Annotated in this window: 14 protein-coding genes; 10 read left to right on the plus strand and 4 right to left on the minus strand. The window is 70.1% G+C overall.

The features are described 5' to 3' along the window. The first annotated feature begins 155 nt into the window (after window positions 1–155). Genes ectA through thpD form a run of 4 tightly spaced genes read left to right on the plus strand, consistent with a single transcriptional unit; the run spans window position 156 to window position 3,371 of the window. On the plus strand, window positions 156–677 hold the full coding sequence (gene ectA / locus ACIHCQ_RS14200; protein ID WP_399661641.1) for a diaminobutyrate acetyltransferase: 522 nt from the start codon (window positions 156–158) through the stop codon (window positions 675–677). Window positions 678–726: 49 nt separating this feature from the next. Then, entirely contained in the window at window positions 727–2,013 is a 1,287-nt protein-coding gene (ectB, locus tag ACIHCQ_RS14205; RefSeq protein WP_399661642.1) for a diaminobutyrate--2-oxoglutarate transaminase, read from the plus strand. 59 nt (window positions 2,014–2,072) lie between these two features. Further along, entirely contained in the window at window positions 2,073–2,471 is a 399-nt protein-coding gene (locus tag ACIHCQ_RS14210; RefSeq protein ID WP_399661644.1) for an ectoine synthase, read from the plus strand. A gap of 3 nt (window positions 2,472–2,474) precedes the next feature. Continuing rightward, window positions 2,475–3,371 carry an ectoine hydroxylase gene (thpD, locus tag ACIHCQ_RS14215; RefSeq protein ID WP_399661645.1) on the plus strand — a complete coding sequence of 299 codons (897 nt, stop codon included), beginning with the start codon at window positions 2,475–2,477 and terminating at the stop codon, window positions 3,369–3,371. Between the two features lie 380 nt (window positions 3,372–3,751). Here the strand turns inward: thpD and ACIHCQ_RS14220 are convergent, their stop codons facing one another. Next, window positions 3,752–4,822 carry an alkene reductase gene (locus tag ACIHCQ_RS14220; protein ID WP_399661647.1) on the minus strand — a complete coding sequence of 357 codons (1,071 nt, stop codon included), beginning with the start codon at window positions 4,820–4,822 and terminating at the stop codon, window positions 3,752–3,754. A gap of 204 nt (window positions 4,823–5,026) precedes the next feature. Here ACIHCQ_RS14220 and ACIHCQ_RS14225 point away from each other — a divergent pair, with 204 nt between their 5' ends. Further along, on the plus strand, window positions 5,027–5,614 hold the full coding sequence (locus tag ACIHCQ_RS14225) for a MarR family winged helix-turn-helix transcriptional regulator (RefSeq protein ID WP_399661649.1): 588 nt from the start codon (window positions 5,027–5,029) through the stop codon (window positions 5,612–5,614). On the opposite strand, the gene ACIHCQ_RS14230 is transcribed toward ACIHCQ_RS14225, so the two are convergent. The 3 genes from ACIHCQ_RS14230 to ACIHCQ_RS14240 all read right to left on the minus strand — a co-directional run bounded on the left by ACIHCQ_RS14230 (window position 5,563) and on the right by ACIHCQ_RS14240 (window position 9,112). Further along, on the minus strand, window positions 5,563–6,666 hold the full coding sequence (locus ACIHCQ_RS14230) for an aminotransferase class V-fold PLP-dependent enzyme (protein ID WP_399661651.1): 1,104 nt from the start codon (window positions 6,664–6,666) through the stop codon (window positions 5,563–5,565). The genes ACIHCQ_RS14225 and ACIHCQ_RS14230 overlap by 52 nt on opposite strands. A 44-nt stretch (window positions 6,667–6,710) precedes the next feature. Continuing rightward, window positions 6,711–7,433 carry a DsbA family oxidoreductase gene (locus ACIHCQ_RS14235; RefSeq protein WP_399661653.1) on the minus strand — a complete coding sequence of 241 codons (723 nt, stop codon included), beginning with the start codon at window positions 7,431–7,433 and terminating at the stop codon, window positions 6,711–6,713. A gap of 128 nt (window positions 7,434–7,561) precedes the next feature. Then, window positions 7,562–9,112, minus strand: coding sequence for an aldehyde dehydrogenase (NADP(+)) (locus ACIHCQ_RS14240; protein WP_399661655.1), 1,551 nt, complete (start codon window positions 9,110–9,112; stop codon window positions 7,562–7,564). A 139-nt stretch (window positions 9,113–9,251) separates the two neighbouring features. Between ACIHCQ_RS14240 and ACIHCQ_RS14245 the strand changes: the two genes are divergently transcribed. The 5 genes from ACIHCQ_RS14245 to ACIHCQ_RS14265 all read left to right on the plus strand — a co-directional run bounded on the left by ACIHCQ_RS14245 (window position 9,252) and on the right by ACIHCQ_RS14265 (window position 14,593). Further along, entirely contained in the window at window positions 9,252–10,022 is a 771-nt protein-coding gene (locus ACIHCQ_RS14245; protein WP_355837518.1) for an IclR family transcriptional regulator, read from the plus strand. 94 nt (window positions 10,023–10,116) lie between these two features. Beyond that, a complete protein-coding gene (locus ACIHCQ_RS14250) occupies window positions 10,117–11,106 on the plus strand; it encodes a hypothetical protein (RefSeq protein WP_399661658.1) in 990 nt (329 codons plus the stop codon). After that, window positions 11,103–12,389: a sensor histidine kinase gene (locus ACIHCQ_RS14255; protein ID WP_399661660.1), complete on the plus strand. Its 1,287-nt coding sequence runs from the start codon at window positions 11,103–11,105 to the stop codon at window positions 12,387–12,389. The genes ACIHCQ_RS14250 and ACIHCQ_RS14255 overlap by 4 nt, the downstream gene beginning before the upstream one ends. A gap of 5 nt (window positions 12,390–12,394) precedes the next feature. Continuing rightward, entirely contained in the window at window positions 12,395–13,051 is a 657-nt protein-coding gene (locus ACIHCQ_RS14260; RefSeq protein ID WP_399662025.1) for a response regulator, read from the plus strand. A 93-nt stretch (window positions 13,052–13,144) separates the two neighbouring features. After that, window positions 13,145–14,593, plus strand: a complete 1,449-nt coding sequence (locus ACIHCQ_RS14265) for a peptidoglycan D,D-transpeptidase FtsI family protein (RefSeq protein ID WP_399661661.1) — start codon at window positions 13,145–13,147, stop codon at window positions 14,591–14,593. The last annotated feature ends 13 nt before the right edge of the window (window positions 14,594–14,606 follow it).

Consider the following 14,606-nt stretch of genomic DNA (forward strand, 5'->3'; position numbering starts at 1 on the left):
AGAGCGCCCGTTTTGCGCCATATTCCCGGGACGAAACGCCCAAATCTTCGGCCTGTCGCGACCGCCACCGCGCCCGCGCGATAACACAGATGTGCCCGCCACCCAAGCCCTTCCCTCAATGCATTTTCTGAATTTGCTCGGTAAATTTCCTCCCTATGACCGGCGCACAAGAAAGCCTTGTACGGATCGACGCCCCACGAGTGGAGGACGGAGCCGCGATCTGGCGAATCGCCCGTGACTCCGAGGTTCTGGACCTGAACTCCTCGTACAGCTACCTGCTGTGGTGTCGCGACTTCGCCGCCACCTCCGCCGTGGCACGCGGCTCCGACGGTGAGCCCATCGCCTTCGTCACCGGATACGTCCGTCCCGACCACCCCGAGGCCCTCGTCGTCTGGCAGGTCGCCGTCGACCGCTCCCACCGCGGCCAGGGACTCGCGGGCGTCCTGCTGGACGCGCTGACGGCCAGAGTCGTCGGCGGGCCGGGGATACGCGAGGTCGAGACGACCGTCACCCCGGACAACACCGCGTCCGACCGGCTGTTCACCTCGTACGCCCAGCGCCACGGCGCGCGGCTGGAGCGCGAGGTTCTCTTCGACGGCGGTCTCTTCCCGGAAGGGACCGCACACCAGCCGGAAGTGCTCTACCGCATTGGCCCCATCGGTGCTCTGCCCGTCTGAGCCTCTGTCCGTCTCTCTGTCTGACACCCCCATCTCACTGGAGACTGCCGTGACCATCACCCCGCCCGCCCTGAGTGTCTTCGAGACCCTGGAGTCCGAGGTACGCAGCTACTGCCGCGGCTGGCCCGCCGTGTTCGACCGCGCGCAGGGCAGCCACCTGCACGACGAGGACGGACACACCTACCTCGACTTCTTCGCCGGAGCCGGATCACTCAACTACGGGCACAACAACCCGGTACTGAAACGCGCGTTGATCGACTACATCGAACGCGACGGCATCACGCACGGCCTGGACATGGCGACCACCGCCAAGCGCGCCTTCCTGGAATCGTTCCAGGATGTGATCCTGCGCCCGCGCGACCTGCCGTACAAGGTCATGTTCCCCGGCCCCACCGGCACCAACGCGGTCGAGTCCGCGCTCAAACTGGCCCGCAAGGTGAAGGGCCGCGAGTCCGTCGTCTCGTTCACCAATGCCTTCCACGGCATGTCGCTGGGCTCGCTCGCCGTCACCGGCAACGCCTTCAAGCGGGCCGGCGCCGGCATCCCGCTCGTACACGGCACGCCGATGCCGTTCGACAACTACTTCGACGGCCAGGTCCCGGACTTCCTCTGGTTCGAACGCCTCCTGGGGGACCAGGGCTCCGGACTCAACAAGCCCGCAGCCGTGATCGTCGAGACGGTGCAGGGCGAGGGCGGGGTCAATGTGGCCCGCGCCGAATGGCTGCACGCGCTGCGGGAACTGTGCGACCGCCAGGACATGCTCCTCATCGTCGACGACATCCAGATGGGCTGCGGACGCACCGGCGGCTTCTTCTCCTTCGAGGAGGCGGGCATCACCCCGGACATCGTCACGCTGTCGAAGTCCATCAGCGGCTACGGACTGCCCATGTCGCTCTGCCTGTTCAAGCCCGAGCTGGACATCTGGGAGCCGGGCGAGCACAACGGCACCTTCCGCGGCAACAACCCGGCGTTCGTCACCGCCACCGCCGCGCTCAACGCGTACTGGACCGACAACCAGATGGAGAAGCAGACCTTCGCGCGCGGCCAGCAGGTCGAACGCGCGCTGCTGGCCATCGTCGACGAGAGCATCGAGAGCGCCGCGAGCGCCGAGTCCGGCATGAGCTTCCGGGGCCGCGGCCTGGTCTGGGGCCTGGAGTTCACCGACAAGGCACGCGCCTCAGCGGTCTGCCGCCGCGCGTTCGAGCTGGGGATGCTGCTGGAGACCTCGGGCCCGGAGGGCGAAGTGGTGAAGCTGCTGCCCGCGCTCACCATCTCCGCCGATGAGCTGGACGAGGGGCTGCGCATCCTGGCCCGATCCGTGCGCGAGACGGCCTGACAGAGCCACAGCCCCGCAGACACGCAGACACGCAGACACGAGAAAGGCAACACGCCACCGTGATCGTCCGATCATTCAAAGACATCGAGAACACCGATCGCCATGTGCGGGCCGCCTCAGGCACCTGGGAGAGCAAACGCATCGTGCTCGCCAAGGAGAAGGCCGGCTTCTCGCTCCACGAGACCGTGCTGTACGCGGGCACCGAGACGTCCATGTGGTACGCGAACCACATCGAGGCCGTGCTCTGCGTGGCGGGCGAGGCCGAGCTGACCAATGACGAGACCGGCGAGACGCATTGGATCGAGCCCGGCACGATGTATCTGCTGGACGGCCACGAACGGCACACCATGCGTCCCAAGACCGATTTCCGCTGTGTCTGCGTCTTCAATCCGCCCGTCACCGGACGGGAGGACCACGACGAGAACGGCGTCTATCCCCTGATGACCGAGGAGGCCTGAACGATGACCACCGCACCTGTACGCGCCGACCTGTACCCGACCCGTGGCGCGAGCGAGGTGATGACCTCGCGCCAGGACCCGATCGTCTGGTCCGCGCCCGGCGCCCCGGGGCCGATCGTCCGCTCCGAGCTGACGGCTTTCGAGCGGGACGGCTTCCTGACCGTCGACGAACTGATCACCCCGGACGAAGTCGCCCTCTACCGCGCCGAGCTGGACCGGCTGATCGCCGATCCGGCGGTACGGGCGGACGAGCGCTCGATCATCGAGCCGAAGTCGCAGGACGTACGCTCGGTCTTCGAGGTCCACAGGCTCAGCGAGCTCTTCGCCGCCCTGGTGCGCGACGAGCGGGTGGTGGGCAGGGCCCGGCAGATCCTCGGCTCGGATGTGTACGTCCACCAGTCCCGTATCAATGTGAAGCCGGGCTTCGGCGCGTCGGGCTTCTACTGGCACTCGGACTTCGAGACCTGGCACGCCGAGGACGGGATGCCGAATATGCGCGCCGTCTCCGTCTCGATCGCGCTGACCGAGAACCGCGACACCAACGGCGGCCTGATGATCATGCCGGGGTCGCACCGGACATTTCTCGGCTGTGCGGGCGAGACGCCGACGGACAACTACAAGAAGTCGCTGCAGATGCAGGACGCCGGGACCCCGTCGGACGAGGCGCTGACCCGGTTGGCCGACGAGCACGGCATCAGGCTCTTCACCGGGCAGGCCGGTTCGGCGACCTGGTTCGACTGCAACTGCATGCACGGCTCCGGGGACAACATCACCCCGTACCCGCGCAGCAATGTCTTCATCGTCTTCAACAGCGTGGAGAACGCGGCGGTGCGGCCCTTCGCCGCGCCGGTGCCGAGGCCGGCGTTCATCGGGGCGCGGGACTTCACCCCTGTGCGCTAGGGCGTGTTTGAGAAGTAGCGCCGTCCACCCGTAGGGCGGGCCCTGCGGCGTCTGGTGCGTGCAATCGCAAGGCGATGGGGGGCACCCCCAGGCGAAGCTCTGGGGGAGTACTTGGGCGACTCCGACAACACCGCGAGTGCGCGTGCAACACCGCGAGTGCGCGTGCCAGGCGTCGCGGGGCTGGGGGTCCTCCCCCCGGCTTCTCCCCCGTGGCTTCGCACGGGAAGTGCCCCCAGGGGACCCCCACCGGACGAAGTCCAGGGGGAGGGACTTCTCAAACACGCCCTGGCCCCCGTCGCGTAACGGGGAGGCCGGGCTCTCCTGTTGGCGAGGAGCGCCCGGCCTTCCCTCGTACGACCGTGACTGCGAGTGCGACTGCCTTACAGCGAGGGGTAGTCGATGTACCCCTCGTCGTGACCGCCGAAGAACGTCGCCCCGTCCGCCGGGTTGTACGGGCCCGCGTTCTTCAGGCGCGCCGGCAGGTCCGGGTTCGCCAGGAAGAGCTGGCCGAAGGCGACGATGTCCGCGATCCCGTCCTCGATCAGGCTCAGCGCCTCGTGGTCCGTCGGGCCCTCGGTCAGCGGGTTGAGGATGAACGTGGAGCTGAACTGCTTGCGCAGCGCGAGCGTCACGTCCCGGAAGCCCGGGGCGACCTCGGTGACGTGCAGGTAACCGAGGCCCAGCGGCTCCAGCTCCTTGACCAGCGCGGGGTAGATCACCTCCGTGTCGGCCTCGGCCATGTCGTTGTACGGGTTGCCGGGCGAGAGCCGCATGGCGGTCCGCTCCGGGCCGATGGCCTCGGCCACGGCCTTCGCCACCTCGACGGCGAAGCGGATGCGGTTCTCGACGGAGCCGCCCCACTCGTCGGTGCGCAGGTTGGTGTTGGTGGTGAGGAACTGGTGGATGAGGTAGCCATTGGCGCCGTGCAGCTCCACGCCGTCGAAACCGGCCTCAATGGCACTGCGTGAGGCGTGGACGAACTCACCGATGACGGAGAGTATTTCGTCGGCGGTCAGCTCGCGCGGAGCGATGAAGTCCTGCATCCCCTCCCCCGTGTAGAGCTGCCCGGCGGGGGTGACGGCGGAGGGCGCCACGCTGAGGAGTTCCTGGTCGGGCCAGATCGAGGGGTGACCGATGCGCCCCGCGTGCATGATCTGGGCGAAGATCTTCCCGCCCTTGGCGTGTACGGCGTCGGTGACCTTGCGCCAGGCGGCGACGTGCTCGGCGGTGTGCAGGCCCGGGGTGTACGGGTATCCCTGGCCGACGACCGAGGGCTGGATGCCCTCGGTGATGATCAGACCGGCCGAGGCGCGCTGGGCGTAGTACTCGACGACGGATTCGGTGACGGTCAGGCCCTCGCCGTGCGCCCTGCTGCGAGTCATCGGAGCCATGGCGATCCGGTTGGCGAGCTGCGTGCCGGAAAGGTCAATCGGGTCGAATGCGGTGGTCATAGCAGTGCCCTCAGGTTTCTATGGTCGACCAAGTAATCCCGGTCGGCGCAACTGTAGCGCATTCATTGGCCGACCAAGGTAATCTCTCCATGAGTACTCTCCGTAGCCCACAGCTCGGGTGGGGAGCAGCTCGACAGCGAGTAGTGCGAGAGTAGGCACCGCGTACGTACGCAGCTCGAACCCCGGAGGTCTGAGGAGGCCACGATGTCCGCCAAGCCCGCGGAGCAGGCCACCGCTCCCCTCTGCGCCGGCGCACCACCGCCACCGCCACAGTTCGCGGACAACGGCCCGGTCAGCCATGCCATCTCCCGGGTCGCCCGCCTCCATCGCATCGCCGCGGGCAAATGGCTCAAGGGGCTCGGCCTCTACCCGGGCCAGGAGTTCGTGATGATGCACCTGTGGGACGTCGGTCCCGTACGCCAGTCGCAGCTCATCAAGGCCGTCGAACTCGACCCTTCGACCGTGACCAAGATGCTCCAGCGTCTGGAGCACACCGGACATGTCCGCCGCCGCCCGGACCCGGACGACCGGCGCGCGGTGCTGGTCGAGGCCACGGAGAACAGCTGCGCGCTGCTCGCCGATGTGACGGCCGCCTGGGGCGAGCTGGAGGAGCACACGGTCGCCGGGCTCGACGCGGAGGAGCGGAGCGAGCTGACGCGGCTGCTGGCCAAGGTCGAGGAGAACCTGTGCACCGAGACCGCTGACTGCCCGGAGCGGCGTCTTCAGCCGGAGAGGCGCCCTCAGCCGGAGAGTACGTCCAGCACCCGGTCCACATCCGCGGCCGAGTTGTAGAGGTGGAAGGTCACCCGTAGATTGCCCGCCCGCTCCGCGACCATGATTCCGGCCTGTGCCAGCTCGGGGACACGATGGCCGAGCCCCGGCACGGCGACGACAGGGCAGTCGCCGCCAGGCACGGAGGCAGACGCCGATACGGACGCGGATACGGCCGCGGATACGGACGCGGGCACCGGCTCGTGGCCCAGCTCCCTCAGACCCGCCCTGAACCGCCGGGCGAGCGCCGTGTCATGCGCGTACACCGCGTCGAGGCCAATCTCCTCCAGCAGCGCGAGCGACTGCCTGGCTCCGTGGTACGAGAGGAACGGAGCGGGTTCGTCGTACCGGCGGGCCGAGCGCGCCAGCTCCTCGACCGGTCCGTACGTGGTCGACCACAGCTCCTCGGCGGCGAAGGTCCCAGCGTGGATCGGCACCAGCGTCTCCTGCGCCTGTTCGGTCACGGTGAGGAACGAGACGCCGCGCGGGCAGAGCAAGAACTTGAAGCCGCCGGTGACGGTGTAGTCCCAGTCACCGGCGTCCAGCGGCAGCCAGCCCGCCGACTGGCTGGCGTCGACCAGCGTGCGCGCGCCGTGTGCCGCGGCGGCGGCGCGGACAGCCGCCATGTCGGCGATCCGGCCGTCCGCGGACTGCACCGAGGAGAAGGCCACCAGAGCGGTACCCGGGCGGACCGCGTCGGCCAGGCTCTCCAGCGGCGCGTACCGCGGCTTGAGGTCACCGCGCACGGTGAAGGGCGTGATGACGGAGGCGTACTCCCCCTCGGGGAAGAGGACTTCCGCACCCGGCTCCATGGAGGCGGCGATGAGCCCGACATGGACGGAGACCGACGCGCCGACCGCCACCCGCTCCTCGTCCACACCCGCGATGCGGGCGAAGGACTGCCGGGCGGCGGTCACCTCCGAGAAGTCACCCGCGCCGCCGGGCCGCCCGGCGGCGAGCTCGTCGGCCAGGAGCTTCACCGCCGCGACGGTCCGGCGGGGCAGCAGCCCGCAGGTGGAGGTGTTCAGATACGTCGTCTCCGGCGCGAACTCGTCGCCGCCCAGGGTCTCCATGGGATCACCCTGCGGGTTTTCTCAACCGCCAGTCAATCGGGAAATTACGCACGGGCTCCGGACGGCGGAACCTCGCAGGCGCCGTCCGCATCGCACACGCCCGCGTCCTCGGCGAGCGGGGTGATGATCTCCCGGCCCTGCCACGCCTGCTCCAGCGCCTGGGTGAAGAGCTCCGCCGGCTGGCCGCCCGAGACCCCGTAGCGACGGTCGAAGACGAAGAACGGCACCCCGTTCGCGCCCAGCTCGGCGGCCTCGCGCTCATCGGCCCGTACGTCGTCGGCGTACGCGTTCTCGTCGGCGATGACCGCCCTGGCCTCGTCCGCGTCCAGACCGGCCGCGACGGCGAGGTCCACGAGGACCTCGGCCTCGAAGATCGACCGCTCCTCGGCGAAGTGCGCCCGGTAGGCGAGGCCAAGCAGCTCGTCCTGGCGTCCGCGGGCCTTGGCCAGGTGCAGCAGCCGGTGGATGTCGAAGGTGTTGCCGTGGTCGCGGCCCTCGACGAGATAACCGAGGCCTTCGGAGCGCGCGTTGGACGCGACGTTGGCCTCCATGGCCTGCGCCTGCTCACGGGTGCGCCCGTACTTCTGCGCCAGCATGTCGATCACCTGGGCGGTCTCGCCCTTGGCCTGGTTCGGGTCCAGCTCGAAGGAACGGTGTACGACCTCGACCTCGTCGCTGTGGGCGAAGGCCGCGAGGCCCTTCTCGAAGCGGGCCTTCCCGATGTAACACCAGGGGCAGGCGATATCGCTCCAGATCTCGACGCGCATGCTGCTTCTCTCTTCAGGCTGGTTCGTACGGATCAATGGGTATGGGAACGCGGCGAAGGGGAACCCTCCGCCGCGTTCTCAACACACGCCGTGCCCAAAGCATTCCGCCAGGTCAGCTGCCGTCGCGGTCAGCTGCCTTCGGGGGTTCCCGTGGTTTCCGTACGGCCGTCCACCCGGCGCGGCAGCCCCTGGGGGTTGTCGTCGCGCAGCTCCGGCGGGAGCAGCGACTCGGGGGTCGTCTGGTACGCGACCGGGCGCAGCCAGCGCTCGATCGCGGTGGCCCCGACCGAGGTGGAGGTCGAGGTCGTCGCCGGGTACGGACCGCCGTGGTGCTGGGCGTCGGCGACGGCCACTCCGGTCGGCCAGCCGCCGACCAGGACGCGGCCCGCGAGCGGGGTGAGCTCGGTGAGCAGCTCCGCGCCCCGGCCCTCGCCCGCGGCTTCGCCGTCGGAGAGGTGGAGGGTGGCGGTGAGGTTGCCGGGGAGGCGGCCGAGTACCGCGGTGATCTCCGCGTCGGACTCGTAGCGCGCGACGACCGTGACCGGGCCGAAGCACTCCTCCAGTAGCAGGTCGTGCTCGCCCTCGGCGACCAGCAGCCTGGCCGGTACGGAGAGGAAGCCCGCGCTCACGGTGTGCTCGCCGCCCGCGCCGGGGGTGATCGGGGCCTCCACCTCGGGCAGCGCGGCCCGCTCGCGTACGCCATCGACGAAGGCGCCGCGCATCCGGTGGTCGAGCATCACGCCGGGCTCGGTCTCGCTCACCGCGGCCGTCAGCGACTTGAGCAGCCGGTCGCCCGCGTCGCCCGCGGGGGCCAGCACGAAGCCGGGCTTGGTGCAGAACTGCCCCTCGCCCATGGTCATCGCGCCCGCGAGCCCCGCGCCGATCTGCTCCGCCCGCTCCCCGGCGGCGGCCTCGGTGACCACCACGGGGTTGAGGGAGCCGAGCTCGCCGTGGAAGGGGATGGGCGCGGGCCGGGCGGCGGCGGCGTTGAAGAGCGCGCGCCCGCCGCGGATCGAACCGGTGAAGCCGGCCGCGGAGATCAGCGGGTGCTTGACCAGCTCGACGCCCGCCTCGAAGCCGTGCACCAGGATCACGACGTCCTCGGGCAGGCCGACGCGCTGGGCGGCCCTGCGCAGGATGGACGCGCACAGTTCGGCGGTGGCCGGGTGGTCCGGGTGCGCCTTGACGATGACCGGGCAGCCGGCCGCGAGCGCGCTCGCGGTGTCGCCGCCGGGCACGGAGAAGGCGAGCGGGAAGTTGCTGGCGGCGTAGACGGCGACGACGCCCAGCGGGATCTTGTAGCGGCGCAGATCCGGCCACGGCGGGGTCTTGGTGGCGTCCGCGTGGTCGATGCGGATGTCGAGGTAGCCGCCGTCGGCGACAGCCTCGGCGAATGCCCGCAACTGGCCGGTGGTGCGCTTGAGTTCACCGGTGAGGCGGGTGGGGCCGAGCGCGGTCTCGGCGTCGGCGGCCTCGATGACGTGCTCGCTCGCCTCGTCGAGGAGGTCGGCGGCGGTGCGGAGCAGGAGCGCGCGTACACTCCGGTCGGCGAGCGCGGGGCGAGCGGCGTGCGCGGAGCGCACGGCCTGGTCGATCTCCTCGACCGTGGACTCCATGGCAACCTGCTCACGCGGGTTTCCGGTACGGGGGTCGACGCTCCAGACTGGTACTGCTGTCACCGCGGGTTTCCTTCCGGGTCTTCCTGTCACCCATCAGGAGCGGGTTGTTGTTCGGTATTCTGAACATCGTTCCTGATGGTGAATGTATGGGGACTCTATTTCCGTGCGTTATGTGCGGTCAAGAAGGGGTGGAAGAGCAATGACAACTGCGGATTCCGGCGGAGCACAAGTCAAGTCCGCGGTACGGACGGTGGAATTGCTCGAATATTTCGCCGGGCGTCCCGGCATGCACTCCCTCGCGGCCGTGCAGGAGGCTGTCGGGTACCCCAAATCCAGCCTCTATATGCTGCTGCGCACCCTCGTTGAGCTGGGATGGGTGGAGACCGACGCCACGGGCACGCGGTACGGCATCGGCGTACGCGCCCTGCTGGTGGGGACCTCGTACATCGACGGCGACGAGGTGGTCGCCGCCGCCCGTCCCACGCTGGACCGGCTCTCCGACGACACCACGGAGACTATCCACCTCGCCCGGCTCGACGGCACGAATGTGGTGTATCTCGCCACCCGCCAGTCGCAGCACTATCTGCGCCCCTTCACGCGCGTCGGCCGCAGGCTGCCCGCCCACTCCACCTCGCTGGGGAAGGCGCTGCTCGCGACCCACAGCGACGAGCAGGTGCGCAAGCTGCTGCCGGAGACGATGGCGTCGCTGACCGAGCACACCATCACCGACCGCGAGAAGCTCATCGAGGAGCTGCACCTCATCCGCGAGCAGGGCTATGCGGTGGACCGCGAGGAGAACACCCTCGGGCTGCGCTGCTTCGGCATCGCGATTCCGTACCGCACTCCGGCGCGGGACGCGATCAGCTGCTCGGTGCCGGTGGCCAGACTCACCCCCGGCCATGAGCAGATGATCAAGGACGCGCTCTTCGACGCACGCGACCGGCTCACGCTCGCCACCCGCAGGCTCTGAGCTCTCCTCCGCCGCCCGGTCTCCCCCGCGCGGCGGAGGGGGATCATCGCGGGGCAGGAGGTGCGGGAGCGCCCGGTCCTGAAGCGTGGGTGTCATGACACAGACACTGCTCACTTCCGCTCCTCCGGTACCCGGCGGGGGCACGGGAGGCGCTCGCGCGGTGCTGCGCGCCGTCGCGATCGCCTCCTGCCTGCCGTATCTCTCGCTCAAGGCCGCATGGATCGCGGGCAGCCACATCGGCGTTCCCGAAGGCAGCATGCTCCTGGAGCACCGCGCCCTGATGCTCGTCGCCAACAGCGTCACCGTCGTGATGGACGCGGCCGTCATTGTGCTGGCCCTGCTGCTCACCCAGCCCTGGGGAGCGCGCGTCAAGGGCTGGCTGCTGGCCTTCCCGGTCTGGGTGGCGACCGGGCTGCTGACCCCGATCATGGTGGGCTTCCCGCTCCAGCTGCTGGCCGCCGCGTTCGGCTCCGCCCCGGCCCGGGGCTCCAGCGGGAAGGAGCAGTTCCTCGACTCCTGGGTCTACGGCGTCGTCTACGGCGGCTTCATCGTCCAGGGTCTCGCCCTGGGCGCCCTGTTCCTGCTGTACGCCAGGGGCCGCTGGAGCAATCTGTGGCGCGGCTCGATCTGGGAGCTGCCCACCGCTGTGACGGGCACCTTCGCGCGCACCACCGCCGTGCTCGGCTCGCTGCTCGCCCTGTTCCCCCTCGTCATGCACGCCCTGTGGGCCTCCGGCTCCACCGCCGGGCTCCCCCTGGACGGGATCGAGGAGCGCACCGCCGACTTCTACCTCCTGGAGGGCGTGCGGATCCTGTTCGTGCTCACCGCCGTCGCCGGCGCGCTGCTGCTCGCCTTCCGCCGCGCCCCCTGGCTGCCGGTGAAGACGCCCCTCGCGCTGAGCTGGGTGGGGTCGAGCGTCCTGGCCGCGTGGGGCGGCTGGCTGGCGCTCGCGTCGCTGATGCCCGCACAGGACGAGACCGAGCACGCGACGGGACTGATGACGCTGACCTACTCTGTGGAGATGATCGTCGGCGTCCTCCTCTGCTGCGGTGCTGCTGCGCTGCTGCGGCGTCGCAGCCAGTGAAGACGTCCCTCCGGGCGCTGTTCGGTTCGCGGACCAGACTGCGCTGGCTCCATCTCATCGTGGGCGGCGCGCTGTTGATGCCGTGCTGGCTCGTGGGCGTCACGGTCGTCGGTCCGTTCGTCGGCGCGCGGGACCCGTTCTCGGGGTCGCCGGCACTCCAGTTCGGGGCGTACGTCTTCGCTCTGCCGATGGCCGCCGTCGTCGCGCTGTTCCCGGTCACCAGGCCTCTGTCGGTCGCCGCGGCCAGGGCGCTGTGCGGGGTGGACGCGGACCGGTTCGCTGACGGGCCCGCGCGCTCGCGGGCCGCGCGGCTGCGGACCTCGGCCTGGTTCACGCTGCACGCCGGGCTCGGCGCGCTGGTCAGCGGAGCCACTCTCGCCGTGCCGCCGTTCGCGGTGACGCTGATGCTGCTGCCGCTCGCGTCCGGGGTACGCGACTGGGCACGGCTCCCCGACTCCCTCGACCGGACCTGGGTCCTGGCCCTGTCGCCACTCGCCGGGATCGCCTGCCTGCTGGCCCTCGCCGCCTGCGCGGCGGCGGCCGGGGCGCTGCTGGCCCGCCAGGCCCCCGTACTGCTCGGCCCGACCCCCGCGGACCGGCTGGCCGCGGCCGAGCGGCGGGCCACCGAACTGGCCGAGCGCAACCGCCTCGCCCGGGAGCTGCACGACTCGGTGGGCCACGCGCTGAGCGCGGTCACCCTCCAGGCGGGCGCGGCCCGCCGGGTCCTGGACAGCGACCGGGACAGCGATGTGGAGTTCGTACGGGAGGCGCTGACGGCGATCGAGGAGACCGCGCGGCGTACGGTGGGCGAACTCGACTCCGTACTGGGCCTGTTGCGCCAGTACGACGGAGGTGGCCCTGTCACCACTGGCCCGACCCTGGACGCCCTGGAGGGCCTGCTGTCCCGCAGCGGTGTGTCCGTGTCGCTGGCCGCGGACGGTGACCTGGCCGAGGTCCCCGCGCCCGTCTCGCGCGAGGCGTACCGCATCGTCCAGGAGGGCCTCAGCAACGCGCTGCGCCACACCGAAGCATCTCCGGTGTCCCTGTGGATCGCCCTGCGCGGCGAGGAGTTGGAGATAACGATGGAGAATCCGCTGCCCGGCAAAGCCCCGGTGGTCCGCCCGGGAGGCGGCCGCGGTATCCGCGGCATCGCCGAGCGGGCCGCGCTGCTCGGCGGACAGGCGCAGGCGGGCCCGCACGGCGCGGTGTGGCGGCTGTCGGCCCGGCTCCCGCTGGCGGGCCGCGCGGGCGGCGGCGGTGCGGGCGCCTTGGGCCTCCGGTGAGCGCCATCCGGGTCCTCCGGGTCGTCATCGCCGACGACGAGCGGATGGTGCGTACGGCGCTGCGCGTCATCCTCGACGCCGAGCCGGACCTGACGGTCGTCGGCGAGGCGGCGACGGGCGCGGAGGCGGTGTCGGTAGTGCGGGCGCTGCGCCCCGACGTGGTCCTGATGGATGTGCGGATGCCGGAGATCGACGGCATCCGGGCCACCGAACAGATCCTGGGCACGTTGGCCGAGCCGCCGCGGATCGTGGTGGTGACGACGTTCGAGAACGACTCGTATGTGTACGAGGCGCTGCGCGCCGGAGCGGCCGGTTTTCTGCTCAAGCGCGCCGCCGCCGAGGAACTGGTCCAGGCGGTCCGGCTGGTGGCCAGCAGCGACTCGCTGCTCTTCCCGTCCGCCGTACGCTCACTGGCCGCCGAGTACGGCCGCGGGCAGCCCGCCGCTGCCCCGCCGTGGGCGGCGCGGCTGACGGAGCGCGAGGCCGATGTGCTGCGGCTGATGGCGACGGGGCTGACGAACGCGGAGATCGCCGGGCGGATGGGCGTGGGCCCCGCGACGACGAAGACGCATGTGGCGGCGGTGCTCGCGAAGACGGGCGCCAGGGACCGTACGCAGGCGGTGATCGCGGCGTACGAGTCGGGTTTCATCTCGCCACGCTGAGCGCGGGCCCGCCCTGGCTGCCCGTATGAGGATTGGCTGAGAAGGCGTTCGAGGGGGGAACGCCCGCTCCCCTCCGTACGTCCCTTGTATGGGATGAACAAGACAATCAGGCACGCCGCCGTCTTCAGTCTGCTGCTGGTGCTCGCCCTGCTGGTGCGGGCGACCTGGGTGCAGGCGTACGAGGGCCAGGCGCTCGCGGACAACAAGCAGAACCGGCGAACGGTGATCGCGCAGTACGCGCAGCCGCTCGGCGACATCATCGTGGGCGGGTCACCCGTCACCGGCTCGAAGAAGACACAGGACAGCGATCTCGCGTACGAGCGCACCTACACCGACGGCCCGCTCTACGCCGCCGTCACCGGCTACAGCTCGCAGGCGTACGGAGCCACCCAGCTGGAGGGCATCTACAGCGGGGTTCTCGACGGCACCGACAGTCGGCTGAAGAACCCCATCGACGCGCTCACCGGCAAGCGGGAGAAGCCCGGCGACGTGGTGACCACCATCGACCCGGCGGTGCAGAAGGCCGGGTACGAGGCGCTCGGCGACAACAAGGGCGCGGCCGTCGCCACGGACCCGAAGACCGGGGAGATCCTGGGGATGGTGTCCACGCCCTCGTACGACCCGACGACGATCAGCGGGATGACGGACGGCGACGCCTGGGGGAAGCTGCTCGCGGACAAGGACCAGCCGCTGCTGAACCGGGCACTGCGGCAGCCGCTGGCGCCCGGCTCGACATTCAAGCTGGTCGTCGCGGCGGCGGCGCTGGAGGACGGTCTCTACGGCTCGGTGGACGAGAAGACCGACAGCCCGAATCCGTACAAACTGCCCGGCTCGACTCGGTTCCTGGACAACGAGGACGCCGCCGCGCCCTGCGAGGACGCCACCATCCGTACGGCGTTGCAGTACTCCTGCAACAACGTCTTCGGGAAGATGGCCGTCGACCTGGGGCAGGACAAGGTCAGGGCGATGGCGGAGAAGTTCGGCTTCAACGACCAGAGCCAGGACGTGCCGGTGCGGGCGCTGGCGAGCACGTACCCGACGGGCATGGACAAGGCGGAGACGGCGCTGTCGGGGATCGGCCAGTTCGACGTGACGGCGACGCCGCTCCAGATGGCCATGGTGTCGGCGGCGATCGCCAACGACGGTGTGATGGAGTCGCCGCACATGGTCTCCGAGGTGGTGGACTCAGGCAGCAACACCCTGCAGTCCTTCGCGGACGACGAGGGTAAGCGGATCGTCTCCGCCTCGACGGCCGAGGAGCTGCGGAGCGCGATGGTGACGGTCGTGGAGGACGGCACCGGCTCCAACGCGAAGATCGCCGGGGCGGAGGTGGGCGGCAAGACGGGCACGGCCCAGCGCGGCGAGAACAACAGCCTGACGCCGTACGCCTGGTTCACGTCGTACGCGAAGGACGCGTCCACCGGCAAGGAGGTGGCGGTCGCGGTGCTGATCGAGGACTCGGGGGCGGCGCGCTCGGAGGTCAGCGGAAACGGTCTGGCCGCCCCGATCGCCCAGAAGATGATGGAGGCGGCCCTCAAGTGACGGACTGAGTGAC

The organism is Streptomyces sp. NPDC052236 (assembly GCF_044548015.1).
Taxonomy (GTDB): Bacteria; Actinomycetota; Actinomycetes; order Streptomycetales; family Streptomycetaceae; genus Streptomyces.